Origin of the sequence: Paenibacillus sepulcri, assembly GCF_042647105.1 — a bacterium.
Taxonomy (GTDB): Bacteria; Bacillota; Bacilli; order Paenibacillales; family Paenibacillaceae; genus Paenibacillus_Z; species Paenibacillus_Z sepulcri.
Genome location: NZ_JBHRUP010000001.1, coordinates 5,263,169 through 5,284,142, shown reverse-complemented (window position 1 = coordinate 5,284,142; position 20,974 = coordinate 5,263,169). Strand labels below are relative to the sequence as shown.

Here is a 20,974-nt window from a genome sequence, read left to right as displayed (position 1 = left end):
CCCTCCTTGTAAGGCTTCGGGTGCTTTCATGGAGTCTTGTCAATATACGCCATCCTCACCCATTTTCTTGGACAGCCAGTTGGCTGCCAGGACCAGCGTCAATCCGACAACCGACTTGAACAAGCCTGCCGCAGTACTGTAACTGAACTGTCCCTGCTGGATTCCGACCCTGTACACGTAAGTGTCAAATACCTCCGCCACTTCCGATACCGCGCCATTGTACATGAGAAACACCTGCTCGAAGCCGACGTCCATCATATGGCCAAGCCTTAGGATCAGCAGGACAACGATTACACTGCGGATCGCCGGCAGCGTAACATGCCACATCTGTCTGATTCTGCTGGCACCGTCCATGCGCGCCGCTTCATACACCCCTGGATCAATGCTTGCCATGGCCGCCAGAAAGAGGATTGTACCCCAGCCGCATTCTTTCCAGATCGATTGGAGCGTCAGCATAATCCAGAACAGGTCGGCATTGGTCAGAAAGTCGATCCTGGCCCCTCCAATTGCCTCCAGCACCTTGTTGACCAGACCTTCGCCTGTGGCAAACAGCAGGAAGGTGAGGCCGGAGATAATCACCCATGACAGAAAGTGGGGCATATAGACGACGGATTGAACCACCCGCTTGTAGACCATGTTCCTCACTTCATTGAGCATGAGTGAAAGGATGATCGGCAGAGGGAAGAAAAAGATCAGGCTCATCAGATTAATCGCCATCGTGTTCCGGAAAAGGAGCATAAATTCGGGATTGGAGAAAAATCGTCTGAAATGCTCCAACCCGGCCCACTCGCTCCCTGTTATTCCCGCAAACGGGGAGTAATTCTGAAAGGCAATCACGATTCCGCCCAATGGGAAATACTTGAATATCAGAAAGAAAAGAAGACCCGGCAAGGCCAGCAGGTACAGATACTTATCACGCTGCAGGTCTTTCCACAGTTTTCTTAAACGGGATTGCCGCGATAAAGGGAAGCTTGATGCGCCCTGCGGCGGAGATTGCTGCTGGCTTAAAGTTGTCATGACATTTCTCCTTTCTCGGATGATTAATCGGGCAGCCTCCAGCCATTACAGGGTCTGCACCGGTTTCAAGCTATGATCGGCATAATCGAAATACTTCCCTTCCAGCAGTCCGATCAGCGTCGTGGTAACACGAACCTCTATGCGGTTCTCACCTTCTTGCAGCAGCCCGGCCTCTCCGCTCCACCGGTACGGCATCCATGTGCATACGCCCAGCGAATGCCCGTTGACCAGCACCTCGGCAGTCTCGTGGAATTGAGGATCCAAATCGTTGAACGAAAGCTCGAACGGGCTGGAGCCGGCATCGGACGGCAGGCCGATCGTCTTCTGAAACGACATTACGCCTGCAAAGAACGGATGGCCCGGATATGGGCCTGCCTTAAGCGCCGACAACCGTTCAACCGGAGGGCCGAGCACAACCCGGCTGCCGTTAAAGCCGGCATCGAAGCTCCCTGTCAAATAGATGGCATCGACCAGACCGTCCCAGTCATGTCCGAGCTCGACCTCGACGCTGATCGAATTCATGCCTGCCTGCAGATAGGCTGTAATGTCGCAGCCTATATTCATGTGATCGTACAGGAAGACGCTCTCAAAGCACGATGCATTCAAAATATTATCGTTTACTCTGATCGTCCATTCCCCCGAGACCGCCCCTTGATCCATGACGATTCGAACGGCATCCGGGACTTCCAGCATCTCGACCTCCACACTGTAGCGGCCAGCCAGCGGATAAGCCATCGCAATTCGCTGCGGTGTTCCGAATAATTGCCCCATATTCACAGGCAAAGGCATGGAGGCAGTCAGATCCGCACATTGATCAATAAAGGTTTTCACCGGCACATTGTCCGCTTCAATCAGAGGAGCAGCCGCATCCGGCCCACCGTTATGCACGCTCAAGCGGAAGGTGTCGAGCCGTACCGTGTTATCCTGCAGCGGCCTGATCTGCCACTCCCCTGAAGCATCCACCGTCAGCTTCCATGGCTGGTCTCCGGCGATTGCCTTCTCCTGTTCGTTATTCACAAATGGAACCCGCTGGAGCATAACCATACAAGAATCGTAAGCGGTCAGCTTGACCGGCAAGATCCATTGGCCGTCACGGCATTCACCTGCTGCAGGCTTCACAGAGCCGTCATCGAGCGACAGGAACTGGAATTGTACGCCGTAAGCATCCCCATCTGCTGCTTTGCCCCATAGGCTCCCATCCGCCTGCAAAACAACGTCCCGCTTCGCCTCCTCCTGATTGCTGATGAAGACGAGCGCCGTGTCGGGAGACAGGCGCCGGGTCTGCAGCAGCAGCCCCCAATCGCCGCAAGCAGGCAGCAGCTTGACCGGCGCAGGCTGAAGCTTGTTCAGCAGCTCCGCAAGCTGCTCCACGCCGGATTTCACGTCCAGGGACGCCGGGCAGGCAAGGTGGTACGCCTCCAGAGGGCCTTTGCTCCACTGCAGGTTTTGATGGCCGTAATTGCCGGACAGCCCGCTCCAGAAATGCTCGCCGATCCTCCCCTCAGGCAAGCCGAATGCGCGCCCGATGCTCTCCCCGTCCCATGGCGCCCCGCTTATATTCTCATAAGGCAGCTGACCTAAGCTGAGCACCGTTCCGCCCGCTTCAATAAAGGCTTCAAGCTTGTTCCATGCGCTTGTTTCCAGGTTCGTGAGCGGCGGAACAACCAGCGCCGAATAACGGGGCGCTGCCGAGCACAAGCTCTCCTCCGTCCAGCTCCGCAAGAGCAAGAAGCCCGGCATCCAGATGGTCGAAGTCTCTGCCGCTTTTGGTCAGCCCATCGCATATGCCTCCCCACCAGCGCTTCAAATCCTCCAGACGCCGTTTCTCCTCCGGCTGCCGGCCCCCATAGCCGAAGCCATGCAGCGGATTGCCCATATGCGTCCAGAGAGAAGTCGTCGGCTGCAGAACGGCGATTGAAATAGCCGCTTCGCCTGTGCTCATTACGTAGCTGATCCTTCCCACATAGTCCCCCAACTGGCGGAAATGCTCCCAATACGGATTTTGCAGAAACTGCGAGGGCGGGGCATCATGCTTGGCCAAACCGTCGAGCGTGTAGAAGAACGCATGGAAATTGAAAAAATTCGTGCCCATCGCAGCCATCCGGTCGATCATCCACTTGGCATCCTGAAGCGTCATGGACCACCCTACACTGTGGAAGCATTCGATCAGATTGCGTTCCCGCTTGAACTGGCGCGCGATGGAGCTGACCATCTTGGCGTTGCTTCGGAAATTGACGGCATTGCGCTCCAATATCCAGTCGAGCGAACGTCCGAGCTTCTCGTGGGCGGTGTCTCCTCCGGGCACGTGGCTGTATGTTTGGGTTGTGGCTCTGACGGAAGGAACCTCCGTCACATACTTAAGCCCGTAGGTTTCACACCAGTCATGGACCTGCTTATGATAGCTTTGCAGCAGCAGCAGGTGAACAGCCTGATAATAATCGTAGCGAATCCGCGCCGCCTGCTCTGCATCGTGAAACAGCAGCGCTTCCAGGTGCTCGCGAATATCGTAGCCGTTAAGCTCCAGGAAAAACTCCGCCAATTGGGGCGACCATGGGATGCTTCCGAGCAGTCCGATTTCATCGGTAAACATCCCCTTGATGGTGCCGCCGAAATACTCGGACAAATGTTCGGCGTACTTATCGTGCGTCAGACGGATGAAAGCAGCCATCGCTTCGCTGTTGCAAGGATCGACGAAGGTGCCGTAGTATTTGAAATCCTCGATCTCTTCCTCCTGGACGATGATGATTTCCCATTCTCCGTCCGGTGCCGTCCAATCCATTTTTTGCACCGTCCGGTAGGTGAAGAAGCGCTTCTGGTTATAAGCGGTCAAGCCGGCCTTCTGGAAAATCGGTTCCGATTGATAATTTCCGATAGATCCGCGCACATCAACGGCTTTATTCCAGATATGCTCCCCTGCAGGGGTGAGCGGCACAGCCTTCGCATACAGGATACGGGCCCATGGCAATTCCAGCGCCAGATGCTGCCCGCCCGAAGCGCGCTCCGTCCGATGGACAAGGGTGTAGTGCTTGGCTTCAGGATGCTCCAGCACGACCTCTCCCCCGGCTATGCCGCTGGGATACGGGTATTCGTCATACAGCCATACGTTCAGGCGGTGCTCCTTGGCCGCTTCAACGGCCACCTTCACCTTGCGGAACCAGGTGTCCGATAAATAGGGGATTTTCAAGCCCTGCCTGGCGCATATGAAGAAGCCGCCGAGTCCTTTCTCCGCCATCTCGCGAATTTGCAGACGGATCTGATCATCGGCCATTTCTCCGTTCCAAAACCAGAAGGGATGCACCCTGTACTCTGGCGCAGGATCCATGAACGATTGCAAATCAAACATATTGATTCCTCCTTGCTTCATTATGATCAGAATAGTATGAGGGACGGACGGCTTGCCGGGCCGGCTGTCCCGTTTGGGTTATTTGCTGGAGATACGCTGTTTGTACGCTTCCGTCAGTTCCTGGCTCAATTTGACCATATCCGGGTCATCCTTCATCTTCGTCACGAAGTCGTCCCAGGCGGTCATTGGCTCTCTGCCAAGAATGATTTTGGTCTTGAGATCCGTTACCTTCTTATCGAATTCAGGAAGGAAGGTTTGCGCTGTCGGAGAGTACAGGCCAGTGGCGATATCCGCTACGCTGGTTTTTGCGCGCTCGTCCTGGATCGATGCATAGAGCTTATTGACCTCATCCGGAAAATTGATTTTGGTGGAGCTTGCATACGGGTCGGCCACATAGACGATCTGGTTGAAGTTCGAAGCCCCGTCCTTGTCCAGCGCCTCCTTGTCGATGATTTTCTTGCCGTTCTCCACCTTATAATGTTGACCTTCAAAGCCATACTGCTGGATAGCGAACACATCATCGTTCATCCATGTGTCGACAAGCCCCAGAATCTGCTTCATCTTGGCTTCCGGAACTGATTTCGGAATAGCCAGAATCCCGGAGAAGCCGGTGCCTTTGGGATTATAGCCGTCGATGCTCGTCAGCGGGTAAAAGTCTGCTTCCTTGAAGCTCGGGTCCACCTTTTTCAGCGTATTGTAGTATTCGGTCATGGTTCCCGCCTTCTCCACAATCATCCCGGCTTTTCCGGCTTTAAACATATCTCCGACCTGCGATAGCTTTAAGGACGCAAAATCCTCGGGAATCAGCTTTTCTTTATACAGCTTGGTTTCAAATTCAATTGCTTTGCGCATTTCAGGGAGGAAGTTTACATTTACCAGCTGATCATTTATATATTTCCATTTGCCATTTACTCCTGTAAAGCTGTTTTCCACCTGATTCAAGGCTCCCATGTCAAGAGGGGAATTCAAGTATGCCGCGAAGGGCACGATGTCCTTTTGGCCGGTTTTACTTGGATTCTTTTCTGAAAAGGCTTTCAAAACCTGATAAAACTCATCCATCGTCGCGGGTTCTTTCATCCCCACGCTGTCCAGCCAATCCTTCCGGACAACAAAGAAGCTGTCTGCTTCCTCGGGGCGAGGGCGGGGAACGCCGTAATTTTTTCCATCCTCCATCTTGGTCAGCTGCCATGCTGTCTCCGATATCTTCGAATTAAGATTGGCGTAATCCTTAATATAAGGCGTCACGTCCCAGAAAGCTCCCTGAGAGACCGCATTGCGGAAGACAGGGGTAAACGGATCATTGATCAGGATGATGTTCGGGATATCTCCCGAAGCCAGCGTAACATTCAATTTGTCCGCGTAATTATTGCCGGATACCCATTGAATATTCATCTTGGAGTTGGTTGCTTTCTCAATTGCAAGCTTAAGAGGGTTGTCGTCGGCCGTAGGCGTGGAGCTGAGCAATATGGTCATGATGCTAACCTCAAGCGGCTTCTCACTTTGGGCAGCTCCCTGAGTCTCTCCTTCACTGTTACTGTTTGAACTGCCGCAGCCCGTTAACGCGAGTGACAAGGCCAAAGCGATTGCCGGCAGCATGATCGCTGCTTTTCTGATCTTTCCAGTCCTGAACATGTTGTTCCTCCCTTTAATCAATCGAATAGTAAGCGCTGTACACAAGCCGTCCATGCACAAGGAAAACATTAGTACAGCCGGTCTTGCACCGACAATGGTCTTTTTTTGCCGGAGCTCCCAAGGAGCATAGGACTTTTTCCTGCTGTTTGCACATTAAAGCGGGCTGCAGGGGATTCACCGCAAACACGGCAATACCGGCAGTTCCCGGAAAACCCTCCGGCTGGAGAGATCTGCTATTTAACAGCTTCCCCCTGCAAGGTTTATAATCGTAAGGCGCAAGAATGTCTTAGCCTGCAAAAAAATGCCCCTGAACGCAGCCGGTTCTTATCAGGCCGCCTAATATACGCCGGCCAAGCGGTCATGATATAGTAAGTAAACGTTATCATTAATTTCAGAGCAAGGGCCAAAAGTTACATGACCAATATGGAAGGGGCAGACCGAATGAAAAAACCAAGCATTGTAGTTGTGGGCAGCTTGAATATGGATCTTGTCATTTCTCTGGATCGGTTGCCGGTCATCGGGGAGACTCTACCCGGCAAGGAAATCCATTATATATCCGGCGGCAAAGGGGCCAATCAGGCTGTCGGGTGCGCACGGCTGGGCGCGGCCGTTACGATGATCGGAGCCGTGGGCGATGATATGTTCGGCGCGCAAATCATTAGCCGGATGGAACAGTTCGGCGTCAGCACGCCGGCAATCGCCGTGAAGCACGACACTTCTACAGGCACAGCCACAATTATGCATACGCAGGAGGACAACTGCATTGTCATCATCCCCGGCGCCAACGGGTTGTGCGATCCCGAGATGGTAGAGTCGCATGCGGAAGCCATCCGCAGCGCGGATATCCTGCTCGTCCAGCTGGAAATTCCACTGCCCGCGGTGGAGCGCGCGATGCGCATTGCCGCTGCAGCCGGTGTGACAATCGTGCTGAATCCGGCACCCGCTCTCCCGCTGCCGGATGAATGGATTCAGCTCGCGGATATCTTCACGCCCAACGAGACCGAATTTGCCCATTACAGCGGCTCTTCCATCGATTCGGGGGAGGAGCTGTTCAGGCAAATGAGCAAATGGCAGTCCCGCTACGGCAATACGCTGATCGTCACCAGAGGCGAAGCCGGCATATCCTGCATCAATGGGGACGGCATCATTACCGTGCCTGCGCGGAGGGTCAAGCCGGTCGATACCACCGGCGCCGGAGATTCCTTCAATGCCGCGCTCGGCTTCGCCATCGCAAGCGGACGGGAGCTTGAGCCAAGTCTGAATTTCGCCGTCAAGGCAGCCTCCTTGTCTGTCATGAAGTTCGGCGCCCAGGACGGCATGCCGTCGCTTGATGAAGTGGAAAGTGCGTGAACGACTCTTTTGTCCCGGATAGCTTGAAGGAAATAAAGCCGGGCTGCTGCCGGGTTGAAAAAAGCGATTTATTCCAAGAAGAAACGGCTGTTGCCGTCCTTATGGCGGCGCCGTTAGTTTCTTCCCTCAACCCTTATAGAGAGTTATCGGAGTGAAACATTCTATAAGTACACAAAAGGGCCTTCCACAGCTGTTTGCCAGCTGTAGAAGACCCATTTTTTAAGCCATTTATAACCTTTCGTCTTTCGTAACCGGCAGATTATCCGGAAGCCCGGCTAATGAGATCTATACGATGGAGCTTGGCATCTGAACCTGCTTGCCTCGTTGTTGAGAGAAGTCCGTCTGCAGCAGTTAACGCACAATACGGTTGCGTATCGCAAAGACAACGGCCTGCGTCCGGTCATCCACTCCAATTTTGTGCAAAATCCGGTGGACATGGGTTTTGACCGTGCTTTCCCCGATATGAAGCCTGCCGGCAATCTCTTCATTGCGCAGGCCGTAGGCCATTTGCTGCAGCACCTCAAGCTCCCGCTCTGTGAATGGCTCCAGAAGCTGCGCCTGGGACTGGGCTGTATTAGCTGCGGCCGGTCCGACCGCCCGGGCAATAACCTTCGCCGCAGTTGCCGTGCGGAATATCGCTTCACCGCGGTAGGCGGCCCGAATGGCGTCTACCAGCTCATCGGGAGCGGCATCCTTCAGCAAATAGCCGACAGCTCCGGCCCGTATGCCGTCATATACGTATTCCTCCAGATCGAAGGTGGTCAGGATGACCACTTTGCTCTCCGGCAGCGACGATAAAATATCGCGGGTAGCGGCGATGCCGTCATATTCCGGCATCTGCACATCCATCAGCAGGACATGGGGACGGGTACGGTTCGCCAATAGTACCGCCTCCCGTCCATTGGCAGCCTCGCCCGCCACCTCCATATCTTCCTGCGCGTTGATGATAAAGCCGAGTCCATGTCTGACCAGATGCTGATCGTCGACAATGGCGACCCGGATAAGCTCGTCTGTCATTCCCCTCCACCTCCAACCGGATTGCCCTCAAGCGGCACTCTCACTGCAACAATCACACCGTGGGGCATACTCGCCCGGATATCGAATATGCCTCCTTCCCGCTCGCATCTCGCCTTCATCCCTGACAGACCAAAGCCCGGCACGAGCGGCGGTTCCCCGGTATAAGCTCCATCGTCCTTCACCGTCATGATCAGCTCCCCCGACCCCTCGCTTATCCCGATATCGACACGCGAGGCTCCCGAGTGACGGATCACATTGGTCAGCGCTTCCTGCAGCACACGGTATAGCAGCTCGGATATATCCGGCTTCCACCGGCTGGTTGGGCCGGAGACATCCAGCGCGATATGCAAGCTGCTGTGACTGCGTACCTGCGCGATCAGGTTCTTTAAGCCTGCCAATCCCGGCAGCCCCTCATCCGCAGCCATCTGATGGACAACGCTGCGCACTTCCGTCAAACAGCGCCTGGCTACATCCAGTACGGTAGCCACCATTTGATCCGCTTCCGCCGGATTAGTCCGGAGCACATACGGCATCGCCTGAAGCTGGACAATGACGGAGGTCAGTCCATGTCCGATACTGTCGTGAATATCCCTCGCGATCCGGGACCTCTCCTCCAGCACAGCATACCGAAGGGAACGGCCGGCAGCCTCCTCCAGCTGCGTATGCGCCTGCTCCAGCTCCCCATGCGCCTTCCGCAGTTCCAGATGCGTCCGTTCCAGCTTCGCGTGCGTTTCGCCCAGCTCGCGAAAATGCCGTTTGCTGACGTCCTCGGCCTCCCTTCTCACCCGGTCGCCCCATACAAAGATATAGATCGCCGCATGAAAAATGGAGTACATCCAGATGAAATCATACGGCTCCCCTGTCCAAAGCATGATGGCTGCATCCCCCGCAATAACCCCTGCAGCCAGCAGAGAGGATTTGGAGGAAGGCAGCCGCAGCGCAATATAGGCGATGAGATAGAAAAGCAGCGAAATGGATATGCTTACGTTATGAAAAACGCCCCACGGCACCGCCATCGCGATCCAGAGCACAAAGACAATGACTATGCGTCTCCGGTCAGTTCCGACCAGCCGGTCGGGTATCCAGAGTACGGCTATATGTGCAAGGCACAGCAGGATATTGACCAGAATAATGGAGAATATTCTGTCTGTCGTCTGGAATCCGACTATGACAATGACCAGGCTAAGGAGCACGACCCTCAGGCGCTGAGGAGACTGTCTGCGAAACCACGAATGCCGTTGTACTGTTTCCATCTTGTTTCCTTCCCTCATTCCCCGCCGCTGGTCAGGGCGCTTGTTATCTGTGCTGGCTGACCATTTGCCTGTATCTTGAATAAATGATATATCGCCGTGCACAAACGCTGCCAAGAGGAATCAACAGCAGCGCGTTACTCAATAATACCAAAGCATGTCCTTTTCCCCAATACTCTACCAGCAGCCGCAGCACCATGGCACCGACGAAAAGCGCGATGCCGGCAGCAGTGCTTTGCGAGGTTATTTTGCCTGTTGCCGGGTTTACACGGACAATTTCAACCCTTCCTCTCCATATCCCGAGCGCCAGTCCGATGATCAGGCAGAGCAGATAAAGAAGAAATGTCGAAGCTTTTGGCTGAAAAGACTGGACCATGCCGGAAGCGATAACGAAAGCGTACAATACCGGAGTAATCCACATGCGGGACGGCTGGACTTCCCTCTCCCTGCCAAGACGCAAAATAATGATGACAATAATAATCAGATAAATAGCACTGCTCGACATAAATTTCCTCTTTTCGTTTTTTAAAATCTGGCGGTTCCATGAACAAAGTATAGTCTTTCCCGCCATAGATGAAGTCCACCTCCGGATTGATATTAACCTGCTGCCCCTCCACCTGCGGATGCATGAACCACGGATGTCATGCAGGGCTGTCCACTTCTCGCGGTCCTATGATTAATACAAACCTCTTCCCTCTGAGCTTTCAAGAGGCAGGGAAAAGGCATGACGCAAACCTGTACTTCTGGAACGCTGAACAAAAAAACAAGCCGTATGAACGCAATCGTTCATACGGCTTGTTTTATTTCATGATTGCTGATTATGAGCTACCATTCCAGAGTGACTTCAACACCTTCCGGACTTCCCGGATAACGGACCAACACGGTTCCGGATTCTGCATCCCGGCTCCACTCGGCCGGCTGCCCGCCAGCCACTGCACGCACCGGCTCATTTGCCATCCGAATCCGCGTACTGACAGTCATATCGGACGGGGATTCGGAGAAGAAGGTGAGACGGTTCGCTTCAAGCCGCTCATCCCGGATTTGCGACGAGCTGATAAGAATTTCCGCAGCGCCGCTCCCTTCCCTCGTCCAGCTCAAATCATAGAGGAGGCAGTCCTCTCCGGGCTTCAGCGCTACCCCTTGAAGAACGGGCAGCTCCGCCTCGAACAAATCGATATACCGGCCTTCGAAACGGATATCCTCAGCCGTATTCGTCTCGTCCAGCCGATGGGCAATCAGATAAGGGCCGCGTCTGATCTGCAAATGTCCCCTCGCCTTGTACTGCCCCTCTTCACCGCGAATCGCCAAGGCCCGGCGGACGCTTGCCTGCACCTGCTTCGCACCCTCTCCGGATCTGGACAGGCTGGCCGGATCAATCCGGTGAACCAGCACCGCGCCGCTGCCAACCGAATGCTCACCCTCCAGCGGATCAAGGCCAAGCCCCATCGACTCGAACAAATGCTGCTCCGGACGCTCATACCGCTTGCGGCTGGCGGCATTGTTCCACCATTCCTGGACCCCGTGGAAAGGATCCGAGCCATCGCCGACATAGATGAGCACGCCGCCTTCTCTGACCCACTGCCCAATCGCCTGATGAATGCCGGGATGCTCAGGCTTCATGAACTCATAGCTGAGCAGCAGTACCCGGTAATCCTCCAGGTAGCCGGGGAAGGTCAGGATATTGTCCAGCTGCACCGGGCGCAGCGGGATTCCATCCTTGACAAGCGGCAGGGCGAGCCCATAGAACGACGACCAGTCCAGCAGCTCCTGCTGGGGCGGCGACAGCAGATCGGCGGTTGTCGTGCCGTCGTATTTGAACGCTGCTGCCTCTTCCTCGCCGGGAGCCAGCACCTCCCCGCGCTGATACATGGCCGAATTGGCCAGACACAGCCCGACCCCGGAGGTATAGGCCTCGCCCGCCTCCGCTTCTTCGTGATTATGCATATCCCGAAGCACGCTCATTACGGTCAGCAGGACCGTCGCGTAGCTGCCGGGGATGGTTTCTTTGCCTGTGCCGTCCTCGGTTGGATAACTGCCTTCGAATACCCGTCGCGGCCATGGACATACTTCATACTGGCTGACGCCGGGATGCAGCAGCGAAGCGACAACAGTCGAGCGGTAATTCTTCCGGTAATCGCTCCAGCTGTAGCGGGGATTATCTTCAATGGGATCGTGCAGGAACCACATCTCCCGCCCCGTACCGCGAGTCAACTCCTGCATAATGCCGTACTCCAGAAAAGCCGTCTCGAAGGTCCTCTCGCGGCGGACGCCCTGATACACATTCGGCGTCCGCGCCGTTCCCGTCCAGATCTGGGCGATGAAGCCATCGCAGGAAGGCATGGATACCAGCAGCGCCTCGGGACTGACAATCCGCCACTGCGTATAGTTGATCAGACTGTGGGTCGGCACATAGAATCGTACGGTCCGGCCATAGGTGACAAGCGAATATTCCTTCATCTGGCTGCAAATCCGGTCCAGCGCCCGGTAATAAACCGCAGCCTTCAGCTTTGACGCCCGGTACTGGGCGTCGGGCGAGGAATGGGGCGGAATCCACCCCTCCCCGTAAGCATTAAGCCATTCCCGCTTGAACGCCTCCGAATAGCCGCCGGCCGCCCAAAATTCAGGCTCCTCCATATGGATGGCTTCCACGCCGCAGTCAATGGCCTTCTTGATATGGCTGGCCAGATATTCGGCAAACGAAATTGTGGGCACCATGTAAGGCACATCCTTGCCATGCAGCAGATGCGTTCCTCCACGCTCGGCCTGCGCCTCGTCCCAGTGATCGCGCCCGTCATAACGGCCGTACAAATAATCCTGATACTGCCCCCACGAAACGCCCGTCATCAGGTGGATCGTGTAGCCCGCCTTCTTCCACCCTTCGATTCTTTCGGGCAGGTCGTTTGATATCCCGTACACCATGACAAAATCAGTGCGCAAATCATATTTTGGCCCGTAAGGACGTGATTCCTGAAATCCGGTCCATTCGGGATTTGCTTTCGTTCCTCGGCTCATGCTATTCCCTCCTTGGATCGATTCGATTAGTTCGGCATCTGCAGCTTCACAATTTCTTTGCCCTTTAATTGTTCATTGGCATATTGAATCGCTTCCGGGTAACCCGTTTTGTTCATCTGCCCGCGAAGATCGTTAATAACCTTCAGCGCCGCATCATCGGATTTGGCGAAAATAGCCGTTTTCCAGACATCGCCGATCTGATCCATAGACGGCTTCAATGTTTCCCACTGCGGTGAATTGCTCACGGCATCCCCCGGATTATAGGCCGAAATGACGCTGATTCCGTTAGGACGGAGAATCTTGCGCGCTTTGTCCATAATGGCGATCCGGTCCTGGTCTGCCCAAATATCTCCGGCTCCCAGGGAAATCGTACGGTCCTGCCCGCCAAGCGATTCGAAGCCGTCGGTAAGGCCTTCGTTTTTCTTCAATTTGCCTGTCGTATCTGCCATAAATTTATCGAACCATTCTTTCTTCGCCACCGGCTTGCCATCTACCATGTCCCAATGTACGCCTTGAACGCCATAACGAACGAGCAGCGTACCTTCGTCAGACGCCAGATACTCGAGCAGGCGCAGAGCGGCATCCACATTTTTAGCCTTTTTCGTGATCACCGTTACATTGTTGCCTTGAATCCCAAGATCAGCAGGCCGGTCAGGCTCGGCTCCCGCCCGCTCCAATGGACCAAGCGGAATATACTCGCTGCCTGGATGCGTTTTCAAATATTCCTTGGACGCGTCAAGGATTGCCGGATAGTGAGCGGCCAGCACGGCGACGCGGCCCTGCGTAATTTTTTCTTTGGCGATAGGGTCTGTCTGGGTAAAGGTCTCCGGGTCGAGCAGCCCTTCGGCAATCAGCCTGCGATAATACAGCGTATAGTCCTCATAAGCCTTCGTGAAGAAAATATGCTCGAATGTCCCGTCCGCTTTGACCGGATAATCGCTGCCATAAAACATCGTATTGCCGATCCCGACGGCCCAGCCGTTGCTGAATCCGCCAAGCGGCATGACAGGCATGCCATTCTCCTGCAGGTTGGCGTCTTTGATTTTCTTCAGAAAATTGTACAGGTCATCCTTCGTCACGACGGATTGCGGATCCACCCCAAGCTTGTCGGCCACATCCTTGCGGACATAAAAGCCGTACAGCCAGTCGGTCGCATCCTCGTCCGTGGCGGGTTGATTCTGATAAAGCAAATATTTCTTGCCGTTGATTCCGCCGATGGCTTTGTCATACAAAGCAGGAGGGACATTTTCTTTGGCGACGGCCTTCGACAGATTCGGATATTTGTCCAGCTTATCGGTCAAATCGACCAGCTGGCCTTCCTTGGCCGCCTTGATAATGCCGTCAAGCTCCCCGCCCCAAGCCGGTCCGGTGTAAATATCCGGAAGCTCCTGCGTGGTGAATATCGTATTCACCTTTTCTACTTCGCTGCCTTTTGTATACTCCCATTTCACCGTAATCCCGGTTTTCTCTTTGATGTACTCGCTGACGGGCGTCATGTCCGTATCGGCACCCGTAGAACCATTCCAGTTATGAAGAATAGAGACCGTTACTTGCTCCGTTTCATTACCCCCGCCGTTATTCCCGCCTGATGGGGCATTTGTATTTCCATTTGTCGATCCATTACCGCCGGAATTGCTGCAGCCGGCGATCATTCCCGCAATCAAGCCTACGGCCAGCAGTGCTTTTGCACTTCCATACCTCTTGTTTCTCATGCAAACCCTCCTGATTAATGAGATTTATGATAAAGTTCCGGATCGGAACGCTTATCCATAGCTTTCTATCCTTTTACCGAACCGATCATGACGCCTTTGACGAAATACCGCTGCAAAAACGGATAGATGCACAAGATGGGAAAGACGGTTATGACCAAGAGGGCCATACGCATGGATTCGGGAGTGGCTCCGGCATTGGTGCTGATGGTCTGCCCGCCCTGCTGCTGCGAACGCTGCATGGAAGATGAGAGCGCTTCCGCTTCGGTCAGCAATTGCTGAAGCAAAGTCTGAACGGGAATCAGCTTCTTGTCGGTTACGTAATAGGCGCCCGTGAACCAATCATTCCAGTGCGCAACCCCGATGAACAGTGCAATTGTCGCCAGAACAGGACCGGATAAGGGAAGAATAATCTTCAGGAAAATTTGAAAGTCCCCGTATCCGTCAATACGCGCCGACTCTTCCAGCTCCTCCGGGATTCCCTGAAAGAAGGTCCGGATGATCACAATATGCAGAAAGCTGAACAGCATCGGAATGACATAAACCCAGAAGCTGTTAATCAGGTGCAGCTTCTGAAGGGTAATGAAATAAGGAATGAACCCTGCGCTGAAGATGGTCGGAAGAAAAATATAAAAGGTGAAGAAGGTCCGGCCCGGCAGTGACTTTTTGGATAAGGCATAGGCCATCAAGGTGCAGAGTGCCACATGCAGGAACGTCCCCAGCAGCGTGCGTGCAATCGTGATTTTATAGGCCTGCCAGATCAAAGGGTTATCAAACACCTGCACATAATTATCCAGCGTAAATTGACGCGGCCAGAAGTACAGCGCACCAAGCATGGAATTCTTGCCGTCGTTTAACGAGTACACGAGAATATAAATAAAGGGATAAACCATCGTAAACGCAATCAACGCCAGAATGACGTAATTGAACAGACTGAATAGTGAAAACCTCCGTTGACTCAACTCACATCACTCCTTAGAACAGGGATACATCGCTGTATTTACGAGCTAATTGGTTCACCGTTACAACCAGAATCAGTGCGATCAAGCTCTGGAACAGACCAACCGCTGCGGCGTAACTGAGACGGCCCTCCGAAATACCTGCGGTGATGACATGCACATCGAGTACGCTGCCGATGGCCGTTGTGGCAGGGCCATTCAGAAGCAGAAGCTGTTCGTAACCCGCATTCATAAGGCTCCCGGTGGCCAGAATTAACAAAATCACTGCAATATTGCGGATGCCCGGCAGCGTGACATGCCACATTTGGCGGAATCGTCCGGCGCCGTCGATCTTCGCCGCCTCATACAGCTGCTGGTCGATCCCCGAGATCGCCGCCATGTAGATGATGGAGTTCCAGCCGATATTCTTCCAGATATCCGAGCCGAGGACCACCTGGTAGAACCATGACGTATTATTCATGAACTGAATCGGACTCGTACCGAAAACGGTGGTAATCATGTCATTGACCGGTCCTCCGTATGGAGTCAGCAGCCGCTGCATGAGGGTGATCACAACAATCCAGGATACAAAATATGGCAAATACGAAAGCGTTTGCACAACTTTTTTGAATTTGCGGTTATGGACCTCGTTCAGAAGAATGGCTAATATAATCGGCATGGGGAACCCGATCAACAGCTTCATCAGACTGATGATGATCGTATTGCGGATGATCGTTCCGGATTGGTAATAATCAAAGAACTGCTGGAAGTATTTCATCCCGGCCCATGGGCTTCCGGTGAACCCCCCCATGAAATTAAAATCGCGGAACGCCACCTGAATGCCATATAACGGAACATAAGAGAACAGAAAAAACCAGACGATACCGGGCAGCATGAACAGATAAAATAATTTATGACGCCAAATTCGTTTCCCCAGCAGGGAATCCTTCATCGTCGTCAGCCTCCTTCCTGGATTTAAGGGGTGCGTCTTGGGATAGCCGGCGCGCAGCAACCGCCGCACACCGGTTTTCCGGCACCCCGTATCCTTAACAGGGATGTTTCCCGCCGTTCATTGATCGTTTGCTACTCCATTAAGCGTCAGTTAGCCGTAAGCCTTAACGTCTTGATTTCGAACGGTACGAAGGCAAGCGCAAGCTTCCCGTCCTCGGGATGAAGCTGCCCGCCATTAGTCTCCATCAAGTCCGTCGACCAGGCTTCCGAGAACGCGAAGCCGGTTGTCAGCCTGGTTTTCAGCCTTGTGCCGGCCGTTTCATACATGCGTACGATGATGCCATTGCCATCCTCCGCCTGCTTGACCGTCTCGATCATGACGTTCGGATGATCCAGCGCAAGCAGCGAAGTTCCTTCTAACAACTGCCGCTGTCCTCTTTGACCTGCCGGTACGGCTGCCGCACGCACGGGAACATTCAGTTCATAACCGCGCTTGTAGACCTCGGCCTGAACATGATTGCCCCCGTGGGGATAAAGCGAATAGGTGAATTCATGCACGGCGCGGTCTGCCTCCGGATCGGGATAGGAGGGGCTGCGCAGCAGATTCAGATCAAGAATGCTGCCCGCTGCGCTGTAGCCGTATTTGCTGTCATTCAGAAGCGCAACGCCATAATCCGCTTCGGAGAGATCGACCCAGTGGTGGGCGCAAATCTCGTCTTTGGCATAATCCCACATCGTATTGCGATGCGTCTGGCGCTTCAGGTAACCGAACTGGATCTCGCAGCTGACACTGTCCGAGCGGACATCGACCGGGAATGATGTGCGGAGCATCCGCCCGGATTCCTTCCAATCCACCTTCGTGACAAAATCAATCCGGCGGCTCCCCTCGGTAAGCACAAGCTTCTGCGTCAGAGTGGATTGCCCGTACCGGTATTGCAGGATCAGGCCTGCCGCAGGTCCGTCGCTGAATGCAGCCGTTTCTTCAAGCGCAAGCGGAGCGCCTCCGGTATGGCGGTAATCCTGGCGGAAGTCCCAGGCATCGCCGTCGTCGTGGTAGATGCGCAGATCGTTCGCCCGCTGCCCCGGGGCGACCACCTCCCGCTGATGCTCTTTATCCCAGATGGATACGATAGCGCCGTCTTCCCCGATTGTCACGGAAAGCAGCCCGTTCTCCACCTGGCGCTCCTCTGCCGATGTCCGCAGCTTGCCCGAGCGGGCTTCATAAGCGTCAGCACCTGCTTCGGCAAGCGCATAGCCCATTGCCGGCACAGTGACGGATACCCATTGCCCGCTCAGCTTCAGCCACTCATCGCGCTCCCATGGAAGGGAATTGAAGATGGCTGCAGGTCCCGCAGCGCTATGGGCCGCCGCTACCGCTACCGCCGGAGCGCTCCCCGCCACAACCGTGGAGTAAGCCTCTGCAATCAGCGTCTCCACACGCGCAAGCAGCAGCGCATACCGCTCAAGCGATTCATCGTAGACCCGCTTGATCGATGAGCCTGGCAGAATATCATGGAACTGGTAGAGCAGCACTTCTTTCCAGATTTCCTCCAGCTCGCTTGACGGAGCGGAAGCCTGGCCGTTCAGCTGCGCCAGCACAACAGCAAACTCCAGCTCGCGGAGCGCTTTCTCCAGCTTGCGGTTGTACCATTTGTTGCGGCCCTGGCTGGTCAGCGTGCCCTGATGCTTCTCCAGGTAGAGCTCCCCGCTCCAGGTCTGGTAACGCTCCGTATCTACGCTCAGCTTCTCGAAGAATTGCGCCGAGGTTTCCTGAACGACCGGACTCAGGCCAAGCAGATTGCCTTCGCGGGCAAGCCGCTCCAGATGCTCTTCCCCCGGGCCGCCGCCGCCGTCGCCAATACCGAACAGCATCAGGCAGTTGTCCGAAAGGTTCTTATCCAGGTACTGCGCTTCCGCCTTCAGAATGGAACGCGGCGCCGCCGGACTGTTGTAGGTATCCTCCGGAGGCATATGCGTCAGCACCCTGGAGCCGTCTATGCCTTCCCACATGTAGGTGTGATGGGGATGACGGTTGTAGGTGCTCCAGGACAGCTTCTGCGTCATCATCGAATCGACGCCGGATTTTTTCAAGATTTGCGGCAGAGCGGCGGTATAGCCGAACACGTCAGGCATCCAGAGCGTCTTCATCTCCTGGCCGAACTCCTCCATGAAATAGCGCTTGCCGTACAGAATCTGCCGGACCAGCGACTCCCCGCTTGGCACATTCGTATCCGATTCGACCCACATCGCCCCCTGCGGCTCCCACCGTCCTTCCTGTACGCGCTCCTTGATCTGCGCATACAGCTTCGGATAATGCCGCTTCATCCAGTCGTAAAGCTGGGGCTGGCTGGCTCCGAAAATATAATCCGGATACTGCTCCATCATCCGCAGCGCCGTCGAGAATGTCCTTGCCCCCTTGCGGATCGTCTCGCGGATGGGCCACAGCCAGGCCAGATCAATATGCGCGTGGCCGACCGCGCTGACGGTCAATACCGGATCGCCGCCGCGCTTCGCCAGCTGCTTGCCCAGGAGGTCCCGCGCCTTGGCAATGCGTTCATCCGTAAGCTCGGTCAGCAGCAGCGAGACATCGTACAGCACGCGCAGCAGACGCTCCTTGCGCGCCGTTCCGGCAGGCAGCAGCTCCGCCGTCTCCAGCAGCACTTCCACGTCATAGTACAGCTGACGGGCATTCTCGCGGCAGACCGCGATGACGGCTTCCTTCAGCGTGCCGCTGCGGTACCGGCCGAACAGATCATTGCAGCCCGCGTCGGCCCAAATATCTATGGCCTCCGATCCCGCGGATTCCGGGCTGATATGCACCACCCGCTTGCCCGGAAGGCCAAGCTCGTAGTCGAATTCCGAATTGATATTGGTCAGCCCCTGCACCGGCGAGCCTTCCTCATCGACCAGACACAGCTCGCCATTCACATCGATGAGCAGGACAACCTTGGCTCCCCTGGCGCTCTCCGGCACTTGACCGGTGAAGCGGAACCAGGCGCAGTCCCACAGGCTGCCCCACCGGTCGCCTTGAGCAAGGTCTACTTGGGCTCCTGACATCCGCTGCTCATAGGAGACCGGCTCCGGCGTGACCCAAGCGCTCACCCGCAAATCCGCAACGGGTTCATAGATATGGGCCTGCAGCCGTTCCAGCATGGATTTTAATCGGTTTGTTTTCACTGTTTCGTATGGCATGTTGGCCTCCTTGGGCGATGTCATGATGAAATTGGATGTACCGCAGCATAAAATGCAGATTCCAAATGCTTCTAAACGAACTCTCCATCCCAATATAATATAAATATTATATATATTCAATATATTAAAATTATTTTAATTTATAAAAAGCCTTAGAAGTATCGGTTATCGATTCGAATAAATAAAAAAAAGACCACTTCCACGATGGGAAGAGGTCTTAAATTACGTTGATTCCGCGAAGCTATGAGGAAGCATTCGGGCCGGTCGTTTGACGGATAACGAGCTCAGGCTCAATCAAGGTTTTGCTGTATTTGCCGACGCGGCCTTCACCGGCATGAATGACTTCCAGCAGCTTGTCCGCCGCGCGGTAGCCCATATCATACTCAAACTGTTTGATATGCGTAAACGTGCTGAATTCCTCGACGATCGCCGTCGGATCATCGAAGCTTACAATCGACAAGTCCCGTGGAACACTTAGACCGGCCTGACCGGCCATTTGGTAAATTTGCACCCCAAGCCTGCCGTTAAGGGTAATGTAAGCCGTTGCCATCTTGTTGCGGATATAGCGGAATAACGGGTGCGTTTCCGCGTCTTTCAGGCTCTCTACTTGAAACCCGGTAATAATGTGAGCGGGGTTGATAAGCGCCCCCTTGTTCTTAAGCGCATTCATATACCCTTCGATCCGCTCCTGTACCGTAACCGTTTGCAGCGGAGAATCCGAACAAATCGCAATTTCCCGGTGCCCCAGCTCCCACAGGTAATCCACCGCAAGGCCCGTCCCCATCCTGCCGTCGGCGGCGATATAGTTGGTTTCCACGCCAGGCAGATAGCGGTCCACCAGCACAAAGGGAAAACCGCTGAATTTCATCCCGATAATTTCCTCGTTGTACTGCTCCTCATCTACCGGGAAAACCAGCATTCCTTCGACACCGATGTCCTTAAGCGCCTTGATGGCTTCCTTCTCTTCCTCAAGCTCGCCGTTGGAAAGCAGGATCATCATCCGGTAATTCTTCTCGCCAAGCGCCTTCTGAACGCCTTTGATCAGACGGGTGGCAAAGTAATCGTCAATGGAGGGCATGACAAAACCGATGATGCGCGAGCGCAGACCGGCCTCGGATCCAACCGTTTCAACCATCTGATCCTCATGGGCGCCGGCGGCCTCCAGCTGAATTTGCGATTCCCGGTCACTGACGAAGCTGCCTCTTCCGGGCACGCGGTTAATAATCTTCTCATTCGCAAGTCCGGATAAGGCGTTGACCACCGTGATCTTGCTGACATTGAAGCGCTCCATCAGCACCTTCTCCGTCGGAATACGATCCCCGGTCTTCAGCCCCTCGGAATCAATAAGCTCGCGAATATACTCCTGGACTTTCTGGTAAAGCGGTATTCGATCAGCCGTGCTCATTTTATCACCAGACTTCAGATATTTGTAATATATATTATATCCTAGATTGGTATAACGCAACTGCATGAGCATGGTCCAGGCAGGACTTAAACAAGCTTTTTTTGGAAAAAAATAGTTCGGCTCTTCCGTCATTTGAACTAATTAAGCCTTATTCAGCC

At 54.4% G+C, this 20,974-nt stretch carries 14 protein-coding genes; 1 reads left to right on the top strand and 13 read right to left on the bottom strand.

Annotated elements, in window-relative coordinates:
- Nucleotides 1–39 precede the first annotated feature (39 nt).
- From ACFOLF_RS23260 to ACFOLF_RS23245, 4 genes are all read right to left on the bottom strand, one after another.
- Nucleotides 40–1,017 carry an ABC transporter permease gene (locus ACFOLF_RS23260; protein ID WP_210038790.1) on the bottom strand — a complete coding sequence of 326 codons (978 nt, stop codon included), beginning with the start codon at nucleotides 1,015–1,017 and terminating at the stop codon, nucleotides 40–42.
- Between the two features lie 45 nt (nucleotides 1,018–1,062).
- Nucleotides 1,063–2,715, bottom strand: coding sequence for a hypothetical protein (locus ACFOLF_RS23255; RefSeq protein WP_210038789.1), 1,653 nt, complete (start codon nucleotides 2,713–2,715; stop codon nucleotides 1,063–1,065).
- The gene (locus tag ACFOLF_RS23250; RefSeq protein WP_210038788.1) at nucleotides 2,633–4,360 is read right to left on the bottom strand and encodes a glycosyl hydrolase; all 1,728 of its coding nucleotides are present in this window, start codon (nucleotides 4,358–4,360) and stop codon (nucleotides 2,633–2,635) included. The genes ACFOLF_RS23255 and ACFOLF_RS23250 overlap by 83 nt, the downstream gene beginning before the upstream one ends.
- Before the next feature lie 78 nt (nucleotides 4,361–4,438).
- On the bottom strand, nucleotides 4,439–5,992 hold the full coding sequence (locus ACFOLF_RS23245) for an extracellular solute-binding protein (RefSeq protein WP_210038787.1): 1,554 nt from the start codon (nucleotides 5,990–5,992) through the stop codon (nucleotides 4,439–4,441).
- A 441-nt stretch (nucleotides 5,993–6,433) separates the two neighbouring features.
- On the opposite strand from ACFOLF_RS23245, the gene rbsK reads away from it, so the two are divergent.
- Nucleotides 6,434–7,342: a ribokinase gene (gene rbsK / locus ACFOLF_RS23240; protein ID WP_210038786.1), complete on the top strand. Its 909-nt coding sequence runs from the start codon at nucleotides 6,434–6,436 to the stop codon at nucleotides 7,340–7,342.
- Between the two features lie 351 nt (nucleotides 7,343–7,693).
- Here the strand turns inward: rbsK and ACFOLF_RS23235 are convergent, their stop codons facing one another.
- The 9 genes from ACFOLF_RS23235 to ACFOLF_RS23195 form a co-directional block, all read right to left on the bottom strand.
- Nucleotides 7,694–8,359 (bottom strand): response regulator, encoded by a 666-nt coding sequence (locus tag ACFOLF_RS23235; RefSeq protein ID WP_210038785.1) that lies wholly within the window; start codon nucleotides 8,357–8,359, stop codon nucleotides 7,694–7,696.
- Nucleotides 8,356–9,612: a sensor histidine kinase gene (locus ACFOLF_RS23230; protein WP_210038784.1), complete on the bottom strand. Its 1,257-nt coding sequence runs from the start codon at nucleotides 9,610–9,612 to the stop codon at nucleotides 8,356–8,358. The genes ACFOLF_RS23235 and ACFOLF_RS23230 overlap by 4 nt, the downstream gene beginning before the upstream one ends.
- Nucleotides 9,613–9,655: 43 nt before the next feature.
- Complete coding sequence (locus ACFOLF_RS23225) at nucleotides 9,656–10,114, bottom strand: CcdC protein domain-containing protein (protein ID WP_210038783.1); 459 nt, start codon at nucleotides 10,112–10,114, stop codon at nucleotides 9,656–9,658.
- Nucleotides 10,115–10,434: 320 nt separating this feature from the next.
- Nucleotides 10,435–12,621: a hypothetical protein gene (locus ACFOLF_RS23220; protein WP_210038782.1), complete on the bottom strand. Its 2,187-nt coding sequence runs from the start codon at nucleotides 12,619–12,621 to the stop codon at nucleotides 10,435–10,437.
- 26 nt (nucleotides 12,622–12,647) lie between these two features.
- Nucleotides 12,648–14,333: an extracellular solute-binding protein gene (locus ACFOLF_RS23215; RefSeq protein WP_210038781.1), complete on the bottom strand. Its 1,686-nt coding sequence runs from the start codon at nucleotides 14,331–14,333 to the stop codon at nucleotides 12,648–12,650.
- 65 nt (nucleotides 14,334–14,398) lie between these two features.
- Nucleotides 14,399–15,292: a carbohydrate ABC transporter permease gene (locus ACFOLF_RS23210; protein WP_210038780.1), complete on the bottom strand. Its 894-nt coding sequence runs from the start codon at nucleotides 15,290–15,292 to the stop codon at nucleotides 14,399–14,401.
- Between the two features lie 13 nt (nucleotides 15,293–15,305).
- Entirely contained in the window at nucleotides 15,306–16,220 is a 915-nt protein-coding gene (locus ACFOLF_RS23205) for an ABC transporter permease (RefSeq protein WP_210038779.1), read from the bottom strand.
- Between the two features lie 146 nt (nucleotides 16,221–16,366).
- Nucleotides 16,367–19,411, bottom strand: coding sequence for an alpha-mannosidase (locus ACFOLF_RS23200; protein ID WP_210038778.1), 3,045 nt, complete (start codon nucleotides 19,409–19,411; stop codon nucleotides 16,367–16,369).
- A 241-nt stretch (nucleotides 19,412–19,652) separates the two neighbouring features.
- Entirely contained in the window at nucleotides 19,653–20,816 is a 1,164-nt protein-coding gene (locus ACFOLF_RS23195; protein WP_210038777.1) for a GntR family transcriptional regulator, read from the bottom strand.
- Nucleotides 20,817–20,974: the final 158 nt, after the last annotated feature.